Source organism: Microcoleus sp. AT3-A2 (genome assembly GCF_036705685.1).
Taxonomy (GTDB): Bacteria; Cyanobacteriota; Cyanobacteriia; order Cyanobacteriales; family Microcoleaceae; genus Microcoleus.
This window is the reverse complement of record NZ_JAUBVF010000056.1, coordinates 16867-41087: the sequence shown is the minus strand read 5'-3', so window position 1 is coordinate 41087 and position 24221 is coordinate 16867. Positions and strand designations below refer to the sequence as shown.

Annotated in this window: 15 protein-coding genes; 2 read left to right on the top strand and 13 right to left on the bottom strand. The window is 46.2% G+C overall.

Translation table 11 applies throughout. The annotated features are described in order from the left end of the window. Positions 1 to 362: 362 nt before the first annotated feature. The 6 genes from QUB37_RS23570 to QUB37_RS23545 form a co-directional block, all read right to left on the bottom strand. A complete protein-coding gene (locus QUB37_RS23570) occupies positions 363 to 1847 on the bottom strand; it encodes a DUF697 domain-containing protein (protein WP_333166778.1) in 1485 nt (494 codons plus the stop codon). A 198-nt stretch (positions 1848 to 2045) separates the two neighbouring features. Further along, a complete protein-coding gene (locus QUB37_RS23565) occupies positions 2046 to 2654 on the bottom strand; it encodes a Uma2 family endonuclease (protein ID WP_333166776.1) in 609 nt (202 codons plus the stop codon). A 155-nt stretch (positions 2655 to 2809) separates the two neighbouring features. After that, positions 2810 to 4258 carry a slr1306 family protein gene (locus QUB37_RS23560; RefSeq protein ID WP_333166774.1) on the bottom strand — a complete coding sequence of 483 codons (1449 nt, stop codon included), beginning with the start codon at positions 4256 to 4258 and terminating at the stop codon, positions 2810 to 2812. Positions 4259 to 4508: 250 nt separating this feature from the next. Next, the gene (locus QUB37_RS23555; protein ID WP_333166772.1) at positions 4509 to 4931 is read right to left on the bottom strand and encodes a thioesterase family protein; all 423 of its coding nucleotides are present in this window, start codon (positions 4929 to 4931) and stop codon (positions 4509 to 4511) included. A gap of 275 nt (positions 4932 to 5206) precedes the next feature. Further along, positions 5207 to 6289, bottom strand: a complete 1083-nt coding sequence (locus QUB37_RS23550) for an ATP-dependent 6-phosphofructokinase (protein WP_333166770.1) — start codon at positions 6287 to 6289, stop codon at positions 5207 to 5209. A gap of 310 nt (positions 6290 to 6599) precedes the next feature. Beyond that, the gene (locus tag QUB37_RS23545) at positions 6600 to 6842 is read right to left on the bottom strand and encodes a hypothetical protein (RefSeq protein WP_242720156.1); all 243 of its coding nucleotides are present in this window, start codon (positions 6840 to 6842) and stop codon (positions 6600 to 6602) included. Positions 6843 to 6979: 137 nt separating this feature from the next. Here QUB37_RS23545 and QUB37_RS23540 point away from each other — a divergent pair, with 137 nt between their 5' ends. Continuing rightward, positions 6980 to 7486, top strand: coding sequence for a hypothetical protein (locus QUB37_RS23540; protein ID WP_333166767.1), 507 nt, complete (start codon positions 6980 to 6982; stop codon positions 7484 to 7486). Between the two features lie 154 nt (positions 7487 to 7640). Continuing rightward, the gene (locus QUB37_RS23535; RefSeq protein WP_333166765.1) at positions 7641 to 8459 is read left to right on the top strand and encodes an FkbM family methyltransferase; all 819 of its coding nucleotides are present in this window, start codon (positions 7641 to 7643) and stop codon (positions 8457 to 8459) included. A gap of 460 nt (positions 8460 to 8919) precedes the next feature. On the opposite strand, the gene QUB37_RS23530 is transcribed toward QUB37_RS23535, so the two are convergent. The 7 genes from QUB37_RS23530 to QUB37_RS23500 all read right to left on the bottom strand — a co-directional run bounded on the left by QUB37_RS23530 (position 8920) and on the right by QUB37_RS23500 (position 24206). After that, complete coding sequence (locus QUB37_RS23530; RefSeq protein ID WP_333166763.1) at positions 8920 to 10500, bottom strand: glycosyltransferase; 1581 nt, start codon at positions 10498 to 10500, stop codon at positions 8920 to 8922. 121 nt (positions 10501 to 10621) lie between these two features. Next, entirely contained in the window at positions 10622 to 12064 is a 1443-nt protein-coding gene (gene xylB / locus QUB37_RS23525) for a xylulokinase (protein ID WP_333166761.1), read from the bottom strand. A 21-nt stretch (positions 12065 to 12085) separates the two neighbouring features. Next, on the bottom strand, positions 12086 to 18022 hold the full coding sequence (locus QUB37_RS23520; RefSeq protein ID WP_333166759.1) for a PAS domain S-box protein: 5937 nt from the start codon (positions 18020 to 18022) through the stop codon (positions 12086 to 12088). A 115-nt stretch (positions 18023 to 18137) separates the two neighbouring features. Further along, a complete protein-coding gene (locus tag QUB37_RS23515) occupies positions 18138 to 19634 on the bottom strand; it encodes a mannitol dehydrogenase family protein (RefSeq protein WP_333166757.1) in 1497 nt (498 codons plus the stop codon). Between the two features lie 205 nt (positions 19635 to 19839). Then, entirely contained in the window at positions 19840 to 20583 is a 744-nt protein-coding gene (locus tag QUB37_RS23510) for an HAD family phosphatase (protein WP_333166754.1), read from the bottom strand. Beyond that, positions 20564 to 22069: a mannitol dehydrogenase family protein gene (locus QUB37_RS23505; RefSeq protein ID WP_333166751.1), complete on the bottom strand. Its 1506-nt coding sequence runs from the start codon at positions 22067 to 22069 to the stop codon at positions 20564 to 20566. The genes QUB37_RS23510 and QUB37_RS23505 overlap by 20 nt, the downstream gene beginning before the upstream one ends. A gap of 1375 nt (positions 22070 to 23444) precedes the next feature. Then, complete coding sequence (locus QUB37_RS23500) at positions 23445 to 24206, bottom strand: DUF72 domain-containing protein (RefSeq protein WP_333166748.1); 762 nt, start codon at positions 24204 to 24206, stop codon at positions 23445 to 23447. Positions 24207 to 24221: the final 15 nt, after the last annotated feature.

Genomic DNA, 24221 nt, shown 5'->3' with positions numbered 1-24221 from the left:
TCCCAAATGGTCTAAATTTACGATATTTATAGCTTCAGAGGGCTTTTTCATAGTTTTGAAGGTTGCTATACTGGCACCAATTATTATACCTTAAAAAAACCTCAAATGATTGCTATGCAATCATTTGAGGTTTTGGCAATTATGAATTCCTTTGAAATTAAATCTGCTTGAATATCTGCGGAATGTGGGATAAAGATATCGCCGCCGAATTAAATTGAGAGCGGCTTTATCGACTTCTGTAATTTCGGGTAAATCTGTATACCATTCTGGGAAAAATCCCTCCGATTCAGTTCGCGTAATATTGAATCGAGATTCAACATCGGCTAAAGTTTGAATGATTTAAGTAAGGGCTGTTGTTTGTGTCATATTTTAAACTCTTGCTGCAAGCGATCGATAATTGTATTACGCTCGATGGTGGCGAGAATTTCTTGAATTACCGTATCTTGTCCCAAGGGGCCCCAGGTGCAGCCTTTTTCTAAGTAAACTTGGGCGGCGCGACCGACAGCGTAGGTTCCGTAAGCTGCTAGACTAGCTTGAGTTACAGCAACTCCGGCAAAAGTAGAAAAGCCGATGTGCGGGGCCGCAGCCGCCGCACTTTTGCCAAATCCCAACAGAAAACTGCTACCCAATTCTCCCAAAAGTACGCCGCCAGCACTGGAGAAAATAGTCTGCCAAAGTTTCCCCGCTTCGTAACCAGTCATGGGTAAGCCGTAAAGTCTGGATAAAGAGCGAATTAAGGCTAAATCTGCGACACTTGCTCCCATTACATCCAAGAATGCCACTGGATTTAAACCGACAGCCAAAGCTTTATATTTTGCAAATTGCCAGATTAAATCTTCGGCTTCTGTTTGTCGCAATTTGAGAACGTGACGGGCAATGTTTGCTTCGGCATCTCTAGCTTCAACTAAAGCATTTAAAGCGAGGAGCGATCGACCTTCTCTGTTAAGAATTGTGAGAATTTTATGTTTGAGTTCGTCTATCTGCGCGGGCGGCGACTCCCATTCGTTAGTGACTCTTCCGTCTGACCATTCCACCCGCACTTGCACCGGTGCTGGTTCGGCTGCTACCATGACTATTTCTAAAGATTTGGCAGTTTTAGGCGGTGATTTTACAGTAGATTTATCCGAGGAGTTGTTTGGGCGATCGGACAAATTTTCGCTATCTGTTTCCTCTGTTACCGCAGCGGCTGCTAACTCTTCAGAATTTCCCAGCGCTTGCAAACTTTGGTAAATAGCTTTTCTGTCTAATTCTGGATACAGGTCAATTTTATTAAAAACTAAAATCACCGGTTTTTGAGCTGTTTGCAATTCGCACAGTGCTTGATATTCAGTGCGGGTGATATCGCCTGCAACGACAAACAGAATTAAGTCAGCTTGGCGAGTTACTTGTTTCGCCATTTCGCCGCGCACTTCGCCACCAACTTCATCAAGTCCGGGAGTATCGATTAATTCTACTTGCACCCCTCCTTTCCCCCCCTTGGCCAGGGGGGCTTGGGGGGATTCCTCGCTGTCAAGGAAGGATAAAGGCACACTCCAGCGCACGGAACGCGGCCACTGAGTCACGCCGTTGAGAGGGCCTGTTTGCAGAATTTTGTGACCTAAAAGCGCGTTTAATACGGCTGACTTGCCACGACTGACTAAGCCGAAAGTAGCAATGCGGATTATGTTGTGGTCTAGTTTTTCTGAGGTGGAAGTTAAGATATCTAACTGATATTGCAGCGCCGCTTCTAATTCTGTATTATTCGAGTTTTTTTTGCCTTGGCGCAGGTGGGAATAGCGCGCCAGGGCTTCGCGCAAACTGGCGCGGGCAAGGGATAAGCGATTTTCTTGAAGGGAATTGTCAGCCATTGGCGATCGGCTTTTTTAAGCAGGTATAATTGATCGTCGAATTATAAATCCTATTTCTTATTTTAATACACTTTTTCATAAATTTATAATTTTTTAGTTGTGAGTTTTCCAAAAAATATTTAACGGGATACCCCGCCCGTTTCACAATAACAAAAAATTTTTGTGGGACAGGTATCTTGCCTGTTCTTTTCCCTAACACTAGGCGCCGCCTCGGAAAATTTGATCGACGTTCAGCTCCATATTGGGAAATGTAGGTGAAATAATGCGATCGCTCCCTCTGAACTGTGTAATCCTATACTCTTCGTCCACAAGGTGACAAACCGAAAGCGTGGGTTGTTTGGGGTCGCCAATATGACGTATACCGCCGAATCCAGCATAATCCGCAATCCAATATTCGAGGATGCCCATCATTTCGTAATCTGCCAACTTTTTGAGATAATCGTCGCGCCAGTTGGTACTGACAACTTCAACAAGTAGCGGGATAGAGGTTCCTTGGGTGATTGTTGCTGACTTCAACCATAAGGGTTCAGAGGCTAAAGCCTGACGGTTTAATAGCAAAACATCAGGAATATATCCTGTATCTTTAGCTGGGGGCTTAACTAGCGCTTTCGAGGGAATGCGGTATGGAAGTTGCAGTTGGGTGTAAAGCAGCGTAAATTCTTGAACAAGGTATGCTGTGATATCTTCGTGTTCTCCTGTGGGCTGCATTTCAACCATTACCCCATCGTGAAGTTCGTAGGATTTGTTATCGGGTTTGTCTTCTATAAATTGTTCAAAGGTTACTATTTTTGGTTGAGTTTGTATCATCGTGCAAACTATCTTTGATTGTATAATAGAAGGAAGAAGCAAGAAGGAAAATATTAACTGGTTTCCAGCCTCTGCCGGGGAACAGGCATCTTGCCTGTTCCACAACAGAAAAACTGTCTTGTGGCACAGGCATCTTGCCTGTTCCTTTATTTTACTTAATTGACCGCCGACTTAACAGTTTCGGGGCCAGATACCTGAGATGAAAGGCGACTCGCCACTTGGTTGACGAAAGATTGCAAGAAGGAAACTTGCTGATTTTGTGTAAATACTGCTTGCAAAGTTTTAGTCAACTGGTCGATATTTAAAATGCCTATTGCAGCATTCTCCCCTTCTCGACTTTGGAAATATTCAATTAAACTCAGTCCAGCTATTCTGGTAAAATATGCTGCACTAATTCCCTGCACTGCGCCTCCGGCTACATAGGTGACAGCATTGCTTTTCAGCAGTCCAGTAATAGTTTGGGTAGACAGTTCTACTAATCCCAATTTGAACATTTGATTAGCCAAAGTTGCAGCTACTGTCTTAGCTTGGTCTAAGGAAAACTTTTGCTGGTAGATAGCGCCGAGATCGATTACGAGTTGGGTGCTGATGGCGGTTGTTGCTAGCAAGTCTAAAGCTGGAACCGGGTTAGTAAAGACGGCGGCGGCGGCGATGTACTGATATTGTTCGATAATCGGAATTGCCCGATCGCGCCTGACCGCATTTAATAAGGTTTTTGCCTCTAGCTTGATACTTGCAGCCTCGCGGACTGCACTCGCCCAGACCAACTGTTGCCGTTCTTCAGTTAAGATTTTAGTCAATCTTTCCGTCAGGCCGTCGAGTTGAGAGACTTGATTTTCGATGCGTTCTTTAACTGTGCCGTCCGCTTGGTGCTGGCGCACTTTAATAGAATTGGGAGAAGCTGCGATCGCAATTATATCTTCGGTTCCCAATATTCCTTGCATTTTCTGCTGCAAAGAGTTCAAAACCTGCGACTGCTGTTCTGGCAAATATTGGTCTTGTTTGTTCCAGACTAGCAGCACGCGCTGACCTGCTGCTGCTAGCTGAGATAATGTTTGAAATTCGGAATCTGTGATGTCGCCCGCTGTCACAAACAGCGCTAAATCACCGCCGATTTTGGCATCGGCATTTGTATTAGCAAATAGCGGTGCTGTTTCTTGTAAACTAAGCTTTTGCGGGTGTTGAGATGCCCAATTAGAATTTAAAACTTGAATTAAGGCAGTTTTGCCGACAGCTTTGCCGCCCGTGACGGTAATCCGCAAATCTTGTCGGTCTAATTCGCTTCTGAGCCGATCGAGCTTTGCTGTTAGATTCGCCGGATCGGCGGAGTTTGGAGCTTCTGAAGCCAGCAATTTAATAGTGGCTTCGGAAGTCGCGATCGCTTTTTCGGCTGCTTCCCGGTTCGCCAGGGGTTGCGGGAGTGCGAGTTCGAGTTTGGGGGATTGTTGCTTCCACCACCAATACCCCGCACCGGCAGCAGCCAAGCCGATGAGTGCCGTTTCGCCCATTTCTGAACCCGAATGCTGTAGAGTTTCCAGCAGCCACAGCGCTGCTGAAAGTCCTATTCCGCCTATTAAAATCGGTCGCCGCAAGTTAAGTGTCATTTTTTCCTTCCTGTGGGTATTGTCACCAAGCTTAACCTTCGCCGGCTTGGCCTCCCTCCCTATATTCCATCGTACCTCTGTGACATCCAAACTGGCAGGCGGGCGATCCGACTTTTTGCCATCGGGATTTGCGGCCCTGGCGACAATCAACTTTTTGCACTTCTACAAACGGGGAATAGGGGACTGGAGTCCTCACTACAAACCAATAGATTTTTACAGGATTTTGCAAATATAATAGTTGATTTTTTCTCTATGTTGGTAATGCTTGAGATTGTGATTCAAAAATATCAATTATTTGTTTGGGAATTGCTCGCGGGCGCATGGTGGTAACTTCAACCCAAACCCAAAGCGCCTCTGCTTTTAACAAGATTTCGTCACTTCCAGCTAAGCGAATTTCGTAGCGGCGGACAGCGCGCGGGCCGCGCATTTGTTCGATCCAAGTGGATATCTCCAATCGATCGCCCGCGGCTGCCGATCGCAAATAGTCAATCTCTATCCGTCGCATTACAAAGACGCCGCCCAATTCCCGGTAGCGATCCAGTGTAAATCCCAAGTGTTCTAAATGTTCGATCGCAGCGTGTTCTAAATAATGCTGGTAGACAGCATTATTTACGTGACCGAGGGCGTCCATTTCGTAATGGCGCACTCTAATTTGTGCAGTAAATGGTGCCAATTTCTCACCTTTCCACTTGTTGCGGTATTTTGTAGTTCCGAGTGCGATCGCACTCTGGGTCGATACTCGCTCGGAACTGATTGCAGGTTACACTAATATAGTTGAAACGTCACTGCTTCCAGGTTAATCTTAGTCCTGGAAGCACAGACGGTCATCACCTTGGTTTTTTACGACAATACACTGGCTTAAAACCCTAAGTCTCGGTTGAAAAACCCAGTTTCGTGGTTCTGAGTGCGTCCCCGACTAAACCTTTGAGAAATCAGACGGGTAATTGTTTAGTCTCCCAGACAAATCCCTAAACCACGGGCCGTTTTAACCAGAGTACCATTGAACTCTACAGGTCTGTATTTGGCGATCGCATCTTCCAGAGGAACGCTCACAACTTCCCGCTTTTGCCAAGATACCATGCAGTCGTATTTCTCTTCGGCAATTAAATCAACTGCTGCGACGCCAAAAGCCGAAGCAATTAATCTTTCTAGCGATGAAGGAGTTCCTCCGCGTTGAATATGTCCCAAAACAGTGACGCGAGTTTCTGCACCGCTGCACTCAGAGATTGTATCAGCTAAATACTGACCAATTCCGCCTAATCGACTTTGACCTAAGCGATTTGTGTGCATTACTAACTCGCCTTCTTCAGTGCGAACCGCCTCCGCTACTATAATTAAACAGTAGTTTTTTCCCCGGTCTTGGCGTTCTTGGATTTGGGCACAGATATTGGAAATTTTGTAAGGGATTTCGGGAATCAGAATTATATCAGCTCCCCCAGAAATTCCGGCACTGATCGCAATATGTCCAGCGTCGCGTCCCATGACTTCAACAATTATGACGCGACTGTGACTGGCCGCAGTAAAATGCAAGCGATCGAGTGCTTCAGTCGCAATATTGACCGCAGTATCAAAACCGATGGAACGCTCGGTAATTCCGACATCATTATCAATAGTTTTAGGAATAGCAACTAAATTCAAATTGCCGTGTTGAGCAATCTTCCTGAGAATGGCGAGACTGCCGTCACCACCAATGCCAATTAAGGCATCCAAACCTAGTTGATGATAGCCTTCGATAATGTCGTCAGAACGATCGCGTAGAGTCCCATCTGACATCGGGAAGGCAAAAGGATTGCCCTCATTTGTCGTGCCTAGCATCGTACCGCCAATGGTGAGCCACGAGTCTACTTTCTCAATATCCAAGGGAATTGCTTGAGGGGGACGACTCATCAATCCCTTCGTGGCTTGACGAATGCCCATCACTTTCCAATTGTAAGTTCCCGTTGCGCGGTGGACAACGGCTCGAATAACTGCGTTTAAGCCTGCACAGTCACCCCCGCTAGTGAGGATACCGATACATTTTTGTTCTCCCATAATTGCCCGACTTTTGTTACTCCGAATATGAGTTGATACTTTTAGATCCCGATCGTCCAATCTTTATTTTCGACGTAAATAGGCAAGCGAAAATAAACTTTACCCTGTAACAGAATGTAAAGCTATCATAACTTTTGTGATGGCTTTCATAAGATATCGCTCCTTTGGGGAGCGTTTCACTCGTTTTTGACTACTTATGTATTTTCAAGCTTCATCGACCTAATTGAGTGCCTCATCTCTGACGCATTCCACAAGTTCGATCGCCCACTAAGTAGCATCACCAATCACCGTCTCCAACAAAACATCAATTTTACTTGGGATTGAGGCGTTTAGAAACTTGGTTAATTATACCGCTGAGAATAGCACCGCCCATAAGAATTCCCAGGGCGGGATTAAATACGGGCTGCCAGAGACTATACCACAAATCAAAACCGAGATTCACGCCAGTTGATCGACCCGCTACTGCGATCACAAACCACCCAAAAATGGCAAAGACGAAAAACACATCAGCTACTAAAAGCAAGTTAAGCAAGTTAAGAAATTTATCTTTCATTGTCGAGGGTTCCTTTTGAGTGTATATGTGTCAAGTTTTGGCAAGCGGTTGGTAATAGAGCAGATTGATAGCTGCAACTGGCGATCGAATAAAGATAAAATATCATTCAATTGTTTTCGCGCACAGGCTGTCAAAATATGGTTCGCTATACACTTCCTCAAAGCCCCGAAATTATTTTAACTGTCAAGGGGAAAGATTCAGCCAAAGCCCGGGAAGAAGCGATGGATCGGCTGATGGATCTCATGGATGAGGGCAAGCTGCCTACGGAACTCGTGGAGGGATTTGGGCCCAAGCAGTTTGTTGAAGTTAAGGATATCGAAGATGCTACGTCTGACGGCGAGGATGCGATTACTGAAGCAGTCCAGATTTTGAGCAATTTGGCAAGTCTCAAATTGAAAGTCATGGAATCCCGCGAAGAAGCACTCAAAATCCGGGCGGCGATCGACATTTTGTTTACAGATGAGGCTGTGAGTGCCGAGGAAATTGGTCGTTTGAAAGATGGTTTCAAGGTTCTAAAAAACTTTGCTCAAGCTAACGTCCGCTATCGAGAAGCTAGAAGCAAAGCCGAAGAAGCACGGGCCATTCTCGACCAAGCTTTGCAATCTGTCGAACCGGAAAACAAGGCGCAGAAATCCGCAAAATAGTAGGAGGTTGCGTTAAAGCCTATTTCTGTCATGGCGATCCGAAACGAAGCAATCGCCGAGGTTTGCGATTGCTTCGTTTCTTTATTCGGACATACAATAACTCTGCTGCAAGACATAATATTAACTTTATCCACATTGAAATCAGGAAAAAATTGTGAGCCAACAACAAACAGGAATTCTCAGAAACTCGATGTCAGGCAGCTTGCTGCTGGCTAAACAGTTAGGTTTTGAACCCAAAACTGTGATTGATGTCGGTGCCGCCTTGGGAACTTTTAACCTTTACGAAACTTTCCCCGATGCGCGACATTTGCTAATTGAACCAATCGCCGAAAATGAACCTTACCTCGCCAAAATTTGCCGCAAACTCAAAAGTGCAGAATACATTATTGCAGCAGCAACCAAAGAATCGGGAGTTTTCACCCTCAACGTCAGTCCCGGTATGGTGCATTCTTCACTTTCTGAAAACCGCGCTACTGACAGCAGTAATCCTTATGTGAGAAACATACCAGCCATTACCCTGGATGGAATATGCAGAGAAAGAAACTTGCCAGGCCCGTATTTAATTAAAGTTGATGTAGACGGAAAGGAATTAGATGTTTTAGCGGGAGCAACTGAAATTTTGCAGCAGACTGAATATGTAATTGTAGAAGTTACTTTGTTCGGTCAGATGTATGATGTAATGAGTTTTATGAAGTCCCAAGGATTCGCAACTTACGATATTGTTGATTTGTCATATCGCCCGATTGATAAGGCTTTGTGGCAAGTTGACATGGCTTTTGTGAAGGAATCCGGTCACTTCAGAAGAGAGAAAGGTTTCGCGACAGGAGAGCAGGATATCCAAGCACTTAACTCGCATCTCAAAGCTTATCGGGAAAGTTTCATCCAACACATTGAGACTCATTACAGCGACCCAGTAGAGCCGGAACCACAGGTCACTCAAGCTGTTTTGGGCGAAGATTATGTCATCATTTAACTCAAGTTCCTTCCATTTGATACCCAATCCGGGTCGCACTTCGCACGCTTATTTAATTAATCCTCAACATCTAAAAAACTGGTTTTCTAAATGCTGCTATTGTCGTCTATAAGCTTGCAATCTGCTGTAAATTGGCTTTCATTGGATTATCAGAAAGTGGGAATGCACTAATGCGGGCCTCACCATGATAAAAACATCAATGCAGCTAAAAACATTAGAGATGAGGGTTGACGAATTTTAGAGCTAGGGCATACCTCCGTAGCTTCTGGAGCTACAATAATGCCAAGTAAAGGCACTGCTTTTACTCGGCTTCAAGCTGTGAAGGAAGAATCCCCCGTCACAGGGTAGCTTGACAGAGGAGTGTGAACTACCACAATTAATCCCAAGGCGCTTTTGTTGTGAATCGTTGAGTTGCTGGCGATCGAAGTTGTCCACCATCAACCAATGGAGGCTCTCACTTCTAGTTCTTTAGCCCAAGGTATTGCTGCCAAAATATAGTAGATGTAATTTCCTTGGAAGCTCTTTTCCATTGTGTACTTACGGATGACCATTCACTACGACTTTGAGCCGCAACTTTAAACCACCTCGTCAAAAGCTTAAGACCAGCTAATTTATCTACTTCCTTTTGATTACTATAGCTTTTACTCAGCTTGATAATGCTTGAGTGAAAGGTTTCTGGATCAGTATTTTTGAGAAAATCTGGGCCTTTCATATAGTCTTCAAAAGCTTGTATTGCCACCAGTGCACGATCGCAATCAAATGTTGCTAAAGCCTGAATTATGACTTTTGTAAGATGCTTTACTGCATCCATATATCTTAGGGAATAATGGATAGCATAAGCTGCAAGATCGTTGCGAGTATAATAATAATTTTCCCAATTTACGTTTTTGGCAGAAGCTGGTAGATGCCACACCGCCAGTGAGGGAAAAGCTACAATTTTCTTGCCCAGCTCTTTTATTCTTAAACCAAACTCTACATCATCTATTTTGATAAAGAAAGGCAGCGGCAATTTAATTTCGTCAACAAGTTCCTTAGAAAAAGAGAAAAACCAAAATCCGCCATAGTCTATATCTTCTTCCTTGAGCAACCTGTTGAGACAATTAGCATCTCGTAAATCGAGGTTCTTATTTACAGGAGTTAATGACCCAGGTCCAAATCCTCTATTTTTAGAATAGGCGTTGTACAATGCTCCTGCTTCATACAACATATGCTTGTTCTGTAAATCAAGCAGTGCGCCAGCCACTGCAAAATCAGTCTTGGCGTACTCATACAAAGAAATTAACCTATAAATACATCCACTTTCTAACTCTATATCATCATCCATAAGCAAAAAATGAGAGTAGACGTTCTCCTCTAGAGATTCAACTAGCCCTCTAGTAAAACCACCACTTCCACCCGCATTTATATTGGGAACCAGTTTCAGCTTTTGCTTATTGAAATCCGCTTGGTCTAAAGTTTTACCATTATCAACAACAAATAATTTGAAGTTCTTGGTCTCTAGTAATTTATCTTGAAAAATCGCAGCCAATGTATTTTTTATAAAAGTTTCTTTTTTGTAGGTGCAAATGGTAATCGCTAACGATACTTCTCTGGTTTTATTTTCATCAGTTGCTATCCACCCCTCTTTAAATGCACCCTGTTCACTAGAACAGGTTATTTCAAAATATATTCTGCCAGCATTTTCATTTTGAAGGAGATTTACTGGTAAGATTTTTACCGGCTCTGAGAATTGACAGTTTTCAAACTTTTGTTCAGAAATAATTTCTCTTTTGTTTTCTCCGTTAACTTCTCTGTAAACAGAAACTTTAAAGTCTCCTTCAAGTCTCAGCGAATAGTATATAGAGCTAAGAGTTGTATATTGAGTATAAAACTTTTCATAAAACGAATTAAAGTAAGAATTTGAGGATGCAATACCCCCCTGACTTAAGACAACTTTTTTTTCATCTTCCTGGTAGTTGATAGATGCAGATTCATTACACTGTATGTATAAAGCAGAAGCATCGGCTGATTTTGGGAGATTGATTCCACTTAGTATATTCATGTAATATCTACCTCTTTTGTTAGTAAACTCTCTTTTTTTATGAGACTGATATTAAACGGTCTTGCTTTAAGAATAATTTGTAGATAGCTTCTAACACGTCTTCCTTGAGGCATAACTCCTATCAAGTTTTTTTAAGTTGTGGATAAAGCGCTTGATATCGCATCCAAGCCTCTTCTAGGATGGGATCAACAGATTGCGGAGTTGCAGCAAGCATTGGTGTGGCTGCCAGTTTGCTCGTGTCATTAGCATCTGCGTATATGCCAATTCCTATACCCGCTAGTAGAGCAGCACCACGCGCGGAAGCAGCAGCAACTGTAGTTGCATAGAGGGGTATTCTCAATACATCAGCCAGTAATTGTTTCCAAGGCATTTCTGCCGTTCCACCGCCTGCTAAACGCAGTTCTGTCGCTTTAAAACCTGTTGCCTCAAGTGCCTCAAAACCTTGTCGCAAAGCAAAAGCCACTCCCTCTAAAGCCGCCCGCATCAGGTGCCCCTGTGTGTGATGAAGTCCCAGCCCCACCCATGCGCCGCGTACATAAGGGTCAAGGTGTGGAGTTCGCTCACCCGTGAGGTATGGCAAAAATGTCAATCCTTCACATCCTGGGGAAACAGAAAACGCTTTAGTATAGACTTGCTGCCAGCTCAAGCCGAGGATACCTCGCACCCACTCCAGCGCTAACCCCGCATTTTGCATTGCTGCAAGGCTGTACCACTGGTTAGGTAGGGCGGTTCGATAGAGATGGGTACGACCATGACGATCGATAATTGGTTGCGATCGAGGTGTAATGATTTGAGCGCCTGTGCCGATCGTTAGTTGAACCAATCCAGGCTCTAGTAGTCCGTTACCAAGCGCCGCCGCAGCGGTATCCGCAGCACCAGCAATAACCCGTAAGCCAACAGGTAAGCCGAGATGCTCAGAAGCAACAGTTGTTAGATAGCCTGCGATCGCACTTGAGGGGATAATTTTTGGTAGCCAATCACTACGTAGATTCAAGGCTGAGACTGCATCCTCTGCCCAGTTGTCCGACACAACATCGTAAAGCAAAGTACCGCTAGCATCAGATGGTTCGGTTGCGACTTCTCCAGTCATCCGTAACCGCAGCCAATCTTTGGGCTGGAGTGCCCAACGCGCTTCGGTGTAGACATTAGCCTCGTGTTCTCGTAGCCACAACAAAGTGGGGCCCGCCATTCCCGCCGTAACCGGGTTGCCCAAGCGCTCTAGAATAGCGGCATCGAGCGAATGATAAGTGTTCAGCGTGGCACTAGAGCGAGTATCCGCCCAGAGGATAGCAGGGCGCAGGGGCTGACCCGACTCCGAAGCTAGGACAACACCGTGCATTTGCCCTGAAAGTGCGATCGCCAGTACCTGATCAGCGTGATTTCCCACTGCCTTCCTAACAGCCGAGGCCACAGCTAACCACCAATCTTCTGGCTCCGACTCAGCCCATCCAGGATGGGGTGCATGAACGGGATAGGAGCTTGACGCTTCACCTATAACGGTTCCGTCTGTCGCTAGGAGCAATGCCTTAGCAGAGCCTGTTCCTAAATCTATTCCAAGCAGCATTATAGCTAATCCTCAAATCATTCAGTGTCTTAGCAAACGGGCGATCGCTTTTACCAATTCCTCTGGTTCGACAGGCTTTGAAATATGCATCTGAAATCCGGCAGCTAAGGCCTGCTGCTGATTGATTTCTCCCGCATAGGCAGTAAGTGCGATCGCAGGAATCGTGCCTCCCTGTTGGGGTGACCACTTTCTAATTTGCCGAATCAGGGAATAGCCATCCATCTCTGCCATCCCAATGTCACATAAGAGCAGATCGGGGATAGATTGATTCAGGAGGGTCAACGCCTGTGCAGCCGAAGCCGCTGTCGTAATTTGTGCGCCAGATTGCATCAGGGTGAATGCTGCCAACTCTCGCATATCTGCATCGTCGTCCACAACCAAGACCTGAATACCTGCTAAGTCTGCCGCACTTTCTGGGTGCCTGTCATCAGAAGAGGGTTCCGGTTCTACGAGGTTTAACGGTAGCCGGATGATAAATGTAGCCCCTAAGTTTTGTCCTAAGCTGTCTGCTTGAACGGTTCCTCCATGCAGTTCGGTAAAATGACGGACGATCGCCAGTCCCAATCCCAATCCGCCGAAGTGTCGGGTTATTGTGCCATCTTCTTGACGGAAGTAGTCAAACACATGGGGTAAGAAGTCTCGTCTGATGCCTTTTCCAGTATCTTTGACTTGAATCTGAGCATACATACCCACCTGCTCTAGTTGCACCTCGACTCGTCCTCCGGTTGGGGTGAACTTCACAGCATTGGAGAGGAGGTTCCAGACTACTTGTTGGAGGCGATTCGTATCACCTGAAACCGTTCCTGAAATAGGATTAAATGTGGTCTGGATTTGAATGTGTTTGGCTTCGGCTGCCAGTCGTACCGTTTCCCGTGCAGCCTCAATCATTGCCGCTAGATTCACAGTAGCGACGTTTAACGTCATTTTTCCTTGCAGAATGCGCGAGACATCCAACAAGTCCTCAATTAATTGGGCTTGCAGCTTGGCGTTGCGTTCGATCGTTTCCAGGGCTTGCTGGGTTTTTGTGACATCGAGTCGCCCACCTCGTAGCAATTTTGTCCAGCCCAGAATCGGATTGAGGGGCGATCGCAACTCGTGGGACAACACCGCCAAGAATTCGTCTTTAATCCGGTTAGCGGCTTCTGCTTTTGTGCGATCGCGTTGAGCCTGTCGGTACAACTGAGCATTGTCGATCGCCAAAGAAGCACGACGAGCCAATTCCTCTGCCAGTTGCAAATCTGCTGAGGTGTACTGTCGTCCAGATTCGGCACACACAAAGGAAATGACCCCTATAATTCGTGCCTGAGTTCGTAGTGGCACCGTCATTACCGATTTGAATCCAACCTGCCGCAGAATCTCTAAATGCTCTGAGTCACGCGCTGCCTGTACCAACAGTTCATCGGGAATCTCCGGCACCAAATCAGGTTGTCCAGTTCGCAGTGTAAATGCAGCACCGCGAGGGTCATCCGGGTTCATAGGATACTTATCTCTAATCTGGTGTGCCCATTCCAGTTTGGCAGGGTCAATGTGAGCAACGGCAATCTGCTCGATCGCACCATCCTCTTCTATAATGTGAACCGTACACCAGTCCGCTAATTCCGGCACTGTAAGCTGCGCGACTCGCTCTAGAGTCGTTTGATAATCGAGTGAGGATGCAAGCACCGCACTTGCCTCAGACAGAAAGCGTTGGGCAAGTTCTAACTGCATTCGTTCCGTCACATCTACCACATAAACTAAAACCCCTTCAACCTGAGCATTTGAGTTAACAGTCGAAAGATAGTAAACGTTGTAGTAACCGGGACGGCGATCACTGCGCCCGGGAACATTTACCGCAAAGTTCGGTGAAGTGAAGGGATCGCCCGTGGCGTAAATCTGATCAAAGACTTCAACTAATTGGGGGTCGGACTGACCAAAAATATCTAGAATTGAATAGCCTAAGTGTTGCTCGCGGGTTAATCCATTAATTTCTGCTAATGCTTCGTTAATGGCAATAAATCGCTGCTCGGAATCTAATAGAGCAAGTCCCACCGGAGACGTGTCAAAAATAGTTGCCAGTTGGCGCTGTGCGGCTTCTGCTTCGGCCCGTGCAAGACGCTCGCGTTCTAACAGTTGTTCTCGTTCTTGTTCTGCATACTTGCGTTGCGTCACATCCAGCACCAGCGATAACACCGAAATCATCCGTCCCGATTCGTCCCTGAGACTGGAGTTATACCACTCGCAATGCACAAGGTTGCGAGCTTTCGTGTAATTGCGGTTGTATGAAAAAATATGGGGTTCTTCACCATAGACCAGCCGTTGGCAGACTTCAGTCACCGATTCTAGGTCTTCCTCAAAGACAAAAGGTATCTCTGTTAAAGATTTGCCTAGAATTTCTTCGGCTTTCCAGCCCAAAATGCGCTCTGCACCAGCAGACCAGCGAATGATTTCAAAGTCTCGATCCCATTCAACGACTGCCATAGGAGAGTTTTCAACATGGAAGTTGAGCTTTTGTAGGGCTTGACGCAATGCCTCTTCTACTTGCTTGCGTTCTGTGATATCAATGACAACTCCGATCGAGTGCTTGGGATTTCCCTGAGAATCATAAGTAAACTGTCCTCTCGCTTCGACCCAGTGAATCGAGCCATCTGACCAACGCAGGCGATATTCATGGTGATACTCCGTCTTGTCAGCTATGCCTTGCTGAAGTTTTGCTTCAGCTTGTGCTAGGTCATCAGGATGAACCCGACTTGCCCAAACTTCATAGCCCGGTTCGCACTCATTCGGTTGAAGACCCAGCACCATGAAGTGTCCTTCTGACCAAAGCAATGTATCGGTCTGCATATCCCAGTCCCACGTTCCCATGCGTCCGACCTTCAGCGCGAGTTGCAGATGAGCTTCACTTTCTCGCAATTCCTCTTCTGCCCGCGATCGCTCCACGGCTAGCCAGGTTTTTTGAGCAATTCGCTCCATCAGCACCACATCTTCCTCCGTCCAGTGGCGAACAGAGACATGGTGCAACACCAACAAGGCGACAAATTTCCCCTCTTTCACCAATGGAACACATAGCAGAGACTTGGTTTGGATTGCATCAAAGGTAGCCGCCCCAACTCCGGCAGTCCGAGGATCGCGATCGACATCATCCACAACGATTGTTCTACCCTGCTTTAATTCCGCAATGAGTTTAGGGCCAAACGAATCCAGGTGATGTCTACCCACTACGCTGATTACACCATTGCAATAGTCGCGATCGACAATCACATATTCCTGAGTAGAATCAATTTCGCCGTAGGTACAGCGAGTGACACTAAAGTGTTGCCCTGTAGCACAAACCACCTGCCACATAATTTCCTTCGAGTCTTGAATGGCACGAATCGCATCATTCAATTCGATTAGGAATTGCTGAATTTCTTCTTTCTGCTGGAGGTTCTTGAGCAGTTGTTCAATTTGTTGCCTTGCCCGCACCTGGGCTGTCACTTCAATGTTATAAATCAACACACCCTCAATGGTTCCCTCAGCATCTCGCCAAGCTGCAAAGATGCAGTGGAAAAATGCTTCTTCCAACACTCCATCGCCGTTTTGATCCCAGTAAGTAGGCGATTCATTCACAATGAACGTTTCTCCCGTCCGGTAAACGCGATCGAGCGCTTCAAAGTAAATTTGTCCCTCTAGTTCCGGGAAAACATCCCGTATTGATTTCCCGATAATGTCTGGAGTGCGCCCAGTCCCTTGCAGGTAGGTGGGATTGGCAAATTCATACACAAGATCGGCACCTTTAACAATGGCAATCATGGCAGGCAATTGCATCAGGATGTCATGCAACCGCTTGCGTTCGGTTTCGGCTTCGAGTCGGGCAGATTGTTCTCGTTTTAAAAGGCGATCGCGCTCTGCTTCGATTTGTTTGCGCTCTGTAATATCAACGGAAACGCCCATCATGCGAACTCCTCGCCCCGTCTCATCCAGATAGACTCGCCCCGGACTATTGATCCAGCGCACAACGCCGTCTGGACTAATTACCCGATACTCCTGCACATAGGACTGTTCTCCTCCAGTGACTGCCCGTTGGGCCGCTTGGATCATCCGTTGTCGATCGTCTGGATGAATGAGCGCAAAAAATTCTTCTCCCGTACCTTCGTGAAGACCCCAAATGTCTAGAGCATTGGCAGAACACACGATCTGATCGGCCTGCAAATCCATATCCCAGACAACCATCTGAGCCGCTTCAAGTGCCAATCGCAGGCGCTCTTCGCTCTCTCGTAATGCCTGTTCAACTTGTTTGTAATCCGTCACATCACGAGCAATACTCAGTACCGTTTCAACAGAATCTTCACTGGCAAATTCGGGGACAATACGCGCCTGATACCATCGAATACCATTTAGAGTCGGAAACTTAAATTCAATCGTCTGTTCTTGGCCGGTTGCAAAGACTTGCCGTAAACTATCATGCCAAACACGATAGAGGTCTTCTGGCATTCCTAGCTCAACATTGGTCTTGCCAACAAATTGCTCTGATGGAATACCTGTTGCCACTTCTACAGAAGGGCTGACATAAATATGGCGAAATTCTGCATCAACTCGGCTAATAATGTCTGGGGAATTTTCAGCCACCATTTTGAACTGTTGCTCTCGCTGCCGCAGTTCTGATTCCAAGCGTTTGCGCTCTGTTAAGTCGATCGAGAAGCCTACACCTAAATCGTTAGATCCCCCTAAATAGGCACTCCCAATTAAAACGGGAACCAGGCTACCATCTTTACGAATGTATTCCTTCTCAAACGGCGCATGGCGACCAACTTGTTTCATCTGTGCCATTGCTTGTTGGTCTAAATGCCGAAACTCCGGTGGAGTAATCTCAAGGAAGTTTACCTCTCCCAATAAAACTTCTTCTCGCGTGTAACCTACCGTGGCAAGCCAAGCGTCGTTGACTTCTAAAATATTGCCTTGAAAATCTCCGATGATGATGCCAATGAGATTTGCCTCAAATAAACCTCGTAGCTGCGATTCACTCTCGCGTAAGGCTTGCTCTACACGTTTGCGATCGCTCACGTCTTGGAAGATAGCAACGGCTGCAACAATCTGCCCTTGGTTATCTAAAATCGGTGCTGAGTTGACGTTAATGAAAATGCGGCTACCATCATTTCGATGAATTTCTATCTCTTCGTTGGTGACGACCTCACCTGTTTTTAGCGATCGCACCAATGGATACTCATGAGGGGGATATAGCTGACCATCTAAGCGAAAGATTTCACATGGAATAATTGAGACATATTCCTCAAGCTCAAGCAACTGTTCGTAGCCATACCCAAGCAGTTCCTTGGTTTGTTCGTTCGCCAGGGCTAACTTACCGGATGTCGCATCAGCAATCATTACTCCAGCAGGCATTTGTCGTAAAACGGCTTCAAATCGGGCGCGTTCAATTTCAAGCTCGTGCAACAAGCGTTCTCGTTCTGCCTCCGCTTGCTTGCGCTCGGTCACATCTAGAAAATAAACGGCTACCCCTGCGGTCGAGGGATAGGCATTCGCCTCTAACCAACACTGGATAGGTTCCCCAAATTCTTCCCAGGAAACAGGAACCTGTTGTGCCACTGCCCGATGTAGTTCCCGATAGGCAATTCCACCGACCAACTCAGGAAAAACCTCATTCCAAACGTGTTTTCCCAGTAGCTCTTCTGGCGTTTTGTGCAGGATTTTAGCCGCCGCCCGATTCACGTAGGTGTAGCGCCAGTCGCGATCGAAGGCGACAAAAGCATCCGTAATGCTTTCAAGAATCGTTGCTACCTTGCCCTCAGTTTCTTGGGCAGGGAACAACTTTTCGCCTTCAAGAGTGCGGGCAAAGCGTTCAATGACTTCAGAGCGAGAAATTCCTCGCTTGTGAGCCTCTTTATCGAGCGATCGCCATGCTGTATTAGTCAGAGATAAGCTCACTCGTTGTTTCATCTCCGAGTTCCAATTGCTAAGAAACTTGCCTGTGGCGTCGCGCTTCATGAAAATTCATCCGTATACATACACGGTCTTCTCTATTGAACCTGAGTTACTCACTCAGGAGAATCTGCCTTAAGATAGATGCTTTGGCGAGAGGCAATACGGATGCGGATGGTGCTTACGACAATCGGGCTAGCGTTCCTTTAGCACCAAACTCATGCAAACTACGCAACTGGTCAGCAACAGCCTCGACGAAACGTGGCGCCTGTACTAAATCCCCAAAAATTTCAGATAGGCCCAGTAATGGTCTGGGATCTAATTCACTCAAACTGGCGCGTTGAGTGAGGATGTCTGCTAATGGATCATCTATGGAAATAGGTTGCCCTTGTTCATCATGACTATTGATGTATCGACACCAAGCAGCAATCGTCAAACTTAGGTAATCGATCGCACCTTCAAGTTGTAATTTATCGCGGATCGAACCCAAAACAAACTTAGGAATTTTGGCTGATCCATTCAGGCACAGGCGCGGAAGCTGATCGCGAATTTTGGGATTAGAAAACCGTTCAATTAAAGTTTTTTTATACTCGTCTAAATCAATCCCAGGAACAGGTTGGAGCGTTGGTGTCACCTCGTCCATCAGATTAGCAACTGCTTGCTGAAACAAGGGATCAGCCATGACTTCATAAACGTAGGTATAACCTGCCAGAGAGCCGAGATAACCAATCAGCATATGGCTGGCATTGAGCAGCCGAATTTTCATCATTTCATAGGGATGAACATCCTTAGTCATCTGTACGCCAACGGATTCCCAATCGGGTCTGCCTGCACAAAAGGTATCTTCTATTACCCACTGAATGAAAGGCTCCGCGACGCATGGAAACGCATCATCAATACCAAACTGTTGGGCGACCATTTGGATATCTGCTGGGGTTGTCAGCGGAGTAATGCGATCAACCATGCAGTTGGGAAACGCAACGTGTTCAGCAATCCAACTTCCTAAATCCCGATCGCGCATTTGGGCAAATGTCGTTAGCATTTTCCGCACCATGTTGCCGTTGCCCTGGATATTGTCGCAGGACAAGACTGTAAAGGGTGCCAACCCCTGTTTACGCCGCTTTTCGAGTGCGGCTGTCAAAAAACCGTATGTCCCAATTGGTTGGTCAGGATGTTGCAAATCGTGCTGCATGGTGGGGTGGTTTACATCGAAATTGCCACTTCCTTCAATGTAGTAGTAGCCGCTTTCAGTGATGGTTAGAGTAACAATTCGGCATTTGGGATCTGCTAATGTTTCAATAACTGCTTGACGATTGTCTGGTGCAAACAGGTATCGAGTAATTGAGCCAATGATTCGAGCGCGATCGCCTTCTTGCGATCGCTCAACTAAGGTATACAAACAATCTTGGGATTGAAGCGCATCCCGCATCCGCCTGTCATAGTCAAAGTCGAGCAATCCCACACCACAAATTCCCCAGTCACTACCAGGATTCTGATGGAAATAATCGTCGAGATAGAGCGCTTGGTGCGATCGATGAAATCCACCAACCCCAATATGCACAATTCCATTAGTAATTTGATGGCGATCGTACTTGGGTACGCGCACGTTTCCAGGTAAACGAGACAGGGATGCTTGATTCAGCTTGATTGTTGAGTCTGTGCTGGTATTGCTGTTCATCTTAATTCATTGCCTTGTGATGACGGCTGATTATCAGTATTGCAGGATGGTTGAAAAAGGTGGAGTCTATTTTGGCGGATCTGCATGGCAAGTCGATCGCAAAACCGATAGCCGATGAAGTTGTCGCCCAGGCTCTTATTAACAAAATCTGACTTTTCACATATCCTGCTAAGCGCATCAAGCCTAGGCGTGATGCCGCCTGTCTTTACACTGGGGTTGGTGATAATAGACCGATAAGATCGTGCATCCGATCGATAACTTGCTCGGCACCAGCCGACACAAGAGCATCTGCACGGCTTTTTCGTTCATCCTCGCTTATATGAGTTCCCCCTACATAACCTATAATCTGGCCAATTCCAGCGGCAACGGCAGCTTTTACCCCACTCATAGAATCTTCAATTGCCACGCAATCTAAAACTTTAGCGTCCAGACACTTCGCTGCATATAGGTAAATGTCAGGAAGTGGCTTGGGCCGCGGAACCGGGAGAGAGTCGTGAGCACTAAATATCTGTTTGCTGGGGAAATAGTCGGTCAGGGCTGCAGAAGTAAGGCAAGCACTCAGCCGCTGTAAGCTGCTGTTACTTACTAAGGCATATTTAAATCGATCGTCGCGCAGATAAGATAGCACTTCAGGCGTTCCGACCGTCGCTTTTGCCTCTATAGTAAGTTGTTCGATCGCTCTCTTTTCTTCTTCAGCCACTAACCTGTCAATATCGCGCTCATTAAGACTGGTTAATGAGTCTGGGTAGAGCTTTTTGAGTATTTCCCTGTATGGTTTCCCGGCGAAGCTTTTAACAAAGTCCTCAAGCTCATAGTATTGATCCGTAGGGAACTCACGAGCAACTTCATTTGTCAGCCTCCATGCGCTCTTAAGTGCTATGGTTTCACTATCAACGACAGTTCCGTCATGATCGAAAAGCACCACCAAATCATGCTGAAACGGTTTCATTCAAAAGACCTCCCTCACTGTAATTTTTAAGCGTAGTCAATAGTCCTTGGGTCTGGATATCTCGCAAAGCTTGGTGGCATTCATTATCTACGACCTCTGTCTGTTCGCAATTCTCCAATCCCAGAATCCCGCTAATTACCGCGCCTTCTTGAATCGCTGTAATTGCGCTTTGGGTATCCTTGGCATGATAGGGCTGACCCGACTCGCTCGCCTTTTCTCTGACTGCAAGAAGCCACGCCGCAACAGGAAGTATAATCCGCTTCATGCTGACTTTTCGGCTATAAGCATCCTGAAGTATCGGAAATATATACTTGCCTACTTTCCTACAGGTTTCTGAAGAGATTCTCTCAGTAGTATCAGGCAGATCCTCGTTACTCAGCCTTAGTAACACCTGTTCCATATATTGTTCACACATCTCGCGAGGCACTGGTGTTACTGCTGCGATATCGTCCATGAGATGCCGAGTAAACAAGTGGAATTCCGGTAGGGCGATCGCCTCGTGCATATACTCTATACCTGCTCTTACAGCTAAACAGGCTATGAAGGAGTGTACTGCATTCAAGAATCTCGACTTCATATACAGAAAGGGAGTGATGTCGCTAGTCATAATCACGCCCGTATCTTCCCAGTTGGGGCGATCGCCTGTGAATTTGTCCTCCACGACAAACTGCCAAAATGGTTCGGTTACAATGGGTGCGCGATCGCGAACTTGCAACAGTCGGCTGGGGTAGTTATAGTCGGATTCCTGTTCTTGAGGCACAATCCTGTCTACCACTGAATTAGGGAACGTGGCGTTATCCCTGATGTATTCTGCAAGCTGAGGATCGATCTCTTCAGCGTAAGCTAGCACTGCTTTTTGCAAGATTTCCCCATTTCTTGGGAGGTTGTCGCAAGAAAGTGTCGTGAAGGGGGTCATTTTGCGATCGCGTCGTCGCCGTAGCGCCTCTACGATAAAGCCAATTGCAGTAGTTGGAGTGGAAGGATTTTGCAAATCGTGCGCGATGTCTTCATTCGTGGTGTCGAGATTAAAACTTTTGTCTAGATGGTAGCCTCCTTGAGTAATAGTAAGAGTCACCAGATGCACAGAGGGAGACGCCATCTTTTCAAGCACATACTGGCAATTGTCTCTACCATTAACTATTTCCCTGATAGAACCGATAACTTCCGCTTCCTCACGATTTTGAGCGCAACTAGAATGTTTGGTCAAAGTGTAAAGGAATCTCTGCGGTTTCAACCTAGTAATTGTCTGTTGACTCTTGAGGCTAACCCCACAAATTCCCCATCTCTGCTCTTGGGAATCCTTCTGTGCAAGATAGTTATGTATTATGTAGGCAAGATGCCCCCTAAAAAAACGACCTGGCCCGAAATGGACGATACCAGTCTTAAGCGCCCTCCTGTCGTAAAGAGACTGTTGCCTCCACAAACCAGTTACAGTACCGAAGCGAGAACTTGAAGAAACACTGGGCGGTCTGAGTAAGTTAACCATGAGACTTCTTAAATAATTTTGATAAGGTAAAATGAAAATTGGTCAGTCTGGGTATACCCAATGACCTAAAAGCAACACAAATGTCTCAAACTGCGAAAATTTCGGGTATCCTTTGTGCCAGCTACAAAGAAGCGTATTACCAGATGGTAATTAGGGTGTGACAGATAGAGCAGAGAAAGAAAAAATCAGGTAAACCTAATTAAGAATCAAAGCTCAATAGGTCATTAACCGGAAGTAAGGCACAAGGGTACGCGACCTACTGCAACTTTGTTCAACTTTGGCAAGTGCGTAAGCCGAATGTATGTCCTATAAGGCGCAAATAGAGTGCTTTTAATTCTGGCTTTAGATTCCCCAATAACTCTGTAGACTTTGATGTTATTTCCCTGGGTCGCTGCTATCCTCCGTCTTCAGGAGAATCTACAAACAATTCTTTATAGGGACTTATAACAACAGGGTAATTAGGGTCTGATAGGTAGAACAGAGAAAGAAGAAATCAGGCAAACTTAATTAAGTATCAAAGATCATGTAGTCATTAACCTGAAGTAAGGCACAAGAATACGCCACATACTGCCACTTTGTTTAGCTTGGGCAAGTGCGTAAGTCGAATGTCTTTCCTATAAGGCGCAAATAGACTGCTTTTAAATTATGCCTTTAGATTACCTAATAACTCTGTACACTTTGTATGTTATTTACCTTGGTCGCTGCTATCATCTGTCTTCAGGAGAATATACAAATAATTCTTTAGAGAGACTTATAACCACAATCAAGTGTATACTTCGTTACAAGCAGTTAAGTTAGAGTTTGGCGTTTGTGTAGCAAGCGTCCAAAAAACAACGCTTGCGTTGAAAAGTCCTGTCTGTAGCGGATGGCTGATACAGCATTGCAAGTCCGTTTCAGTCTGTCCATAAATTTTTAAAGTTTCCTCACTCATTCTCTAAAATTGGAATTACCGCTCGACTAATTGAGGAAGGGATAGCCGAAGGGCAGGGGGATGTGAGAGCACATTACTCAGATGTTGCCGTCAACTTGCTGGGATTGTTGGAACCGAGGGAAGGTGGAACTGTACTTCAAACACCACTACAAAGCGTTTAATTATTGCATCGAGAAACTGACGGAGTATTTCGTGTTTCCCAATGTCAAGCGCACCCTACGGAATTTGTTTGAAATGGAGCCAAAAGTGCGAGCGTGATGTTGAGTTGAATTTGATCAGTTTATGCTGGGTGATGTTGAGTTGGATGTGCGGGTTCGGGGTGAGTGCGATCGTCAAACAATAACCTAGACGAACGCCATCTCCGATTTCTAATTCAGCTTCAGGGAACTGCAGAGCGTTTTTGAATGCGCCCAAAATAATGGGAACGGTTTCAATTAGCGTCTGTCAGGAAATACCGTTCTCCACAAAAGTTTTCAGCTTTGAAGCGTTCCTCACTGCATTTCCCTCTCCGTCGTTGTTGAAGTAGACAAACACGCTTCGCCCCTGACTTTCCCACTCGTGGATGCGATCGGCCCACCAATGCAAATCATCATCCGAGTAGGAGCCCCCGTAGAGATTGTTGGAGTCGGGGCCGTGGAGGCGCACATAGACGAATGAACCCGTTACACGCAGGATACACGGAAGGTGGGCGCCGCTCATCACACAGTAAGCAGCTCCTTCGCGTTCCAGCAGCGAAAATACCTCTTCTGTGTGCCAGCTTGGGTGTCGCAATTCCACAGCTACTTTGATCCAGGAGGGCACGTGTTTTAGAAAGTAGGCTAGGCGGGCCAAATCGCAGCCGAACTGGGGAGGAAGCTGGACGAGCAGAATACCCAATCGATCGCCTAGGCATTGAAGTCCCTGACTCATGCGTTCCAACCACTTTTCTGGTGAGTAAAGACGCTTGGAGTGCGTTAGACCACGGGGCGCTTTTACGGTCATCAGAAATCCTTGGGGGAGGCGCTCTCGCCAGCTAGCAAAGGTAGTGTTTGGTGGCCAGCGGTAGTAGGTGCTATTAACTTCGACGGTTTGATAGTGCTGGATGTAGCGATCGAGCCTAGAGCGAGGCGGTAGCTGGTGGGGATAAAGCACACCTTCCCAATGGTCGTAACTCCAACCTGAAGTCCCAATATGAACACTCAAATGCGGGTTGGTTATCGCTTCCATGATTCGGCTTGAAAT

Coding starts and splice junctions, on each gene's coding strand:
- QUB37_RS23550 (WP_333166770.1), bottom strand. CDS start 6,289: ATGGGAGAACAAAAATGTATCGGTATCCTCACTAGCGGGGGTGACTGT.
- QUB37_RS23560 (WP_333166774.1), bottom strand. CDS start 4,258: ATGACACTTAACTTGCGGCGACCGATTTTAATAGGCGGAATAGGACTT.
- QUB37_RS23500 (WP_333166748.1), bottom strand. CDS start 24,206: ATGGAAGCGATAACCAACCCGCATTTGAGTGTTCATATTGGGACTTCA.
- xylB (WP_333166761.1), bottom strand. CDS start 12,064: ATGCTGCTTGGAATAGATTTAGGAACAGGCTCTGCTAAGGCATTGCTC.
- QUB37_RS23510 (WP_333166754.1), bottom strand. CDS start 20,583: ATGAAACCGTTTCAGCATGATTTGGTGGTGCTTTTCGATCATGACGGA.
- QUB37_RS23520 (WP_333166759.1), bottom strand. CDS start 18,022: ATGAAGCGCGACGCCACAGGCAAGTTTCTTAGCAATTGGAACTCGGAG.
- QUB37_RS23565 (WP_333166776.1), bottom strand. CDS start 2,654: ATGATACAAACTCAACCAAAAATAGTAACCTTTGAACAATTTATAGAA.
- QUB37_RS23515 (WP_333166757.1), bottom strand. CDS start 19,634: ATGAACAGCAATACCAGCACAGACTCAACAATCAAGCTGAATCAAGCA.
- QUB37_RS23540 (WP_333166767.1), top strand. CDS start 6,980: ATGGTTCGCTATACACTTCCTCAAAGCCCCGAAATTATTTTAACTGTC.
- QUB37_RS23505 (WP_333166751.1), bottom strand. CDS start 22,069: ATGGTTAACTTACTCAGACCGCCCAGTGTTTCTTCAAGTTCTCGCTTC.
- QUB37_RS23545 (WP_242720156.1), bottom strand. CDS start 6,842: ATGAAAGATAAATTTCTTAACTTGCTTAACTTGCTTTTAGTAGCTGAT.
- QUB37_RS23530 (WP_333166763.1), bottom strand. CDS start 10,500: ATGAATATACTAAGTGGAATCAATCTCCCAAAATCAGCCGATGCTTCT.
- QUB37_RS23570 (WP_333166778.1), bottom strand. CDS start 1,847: ATGGCTGACAATTCCCTTCAAGAAAATCGCTTATCCCTTGCCCGCGCC.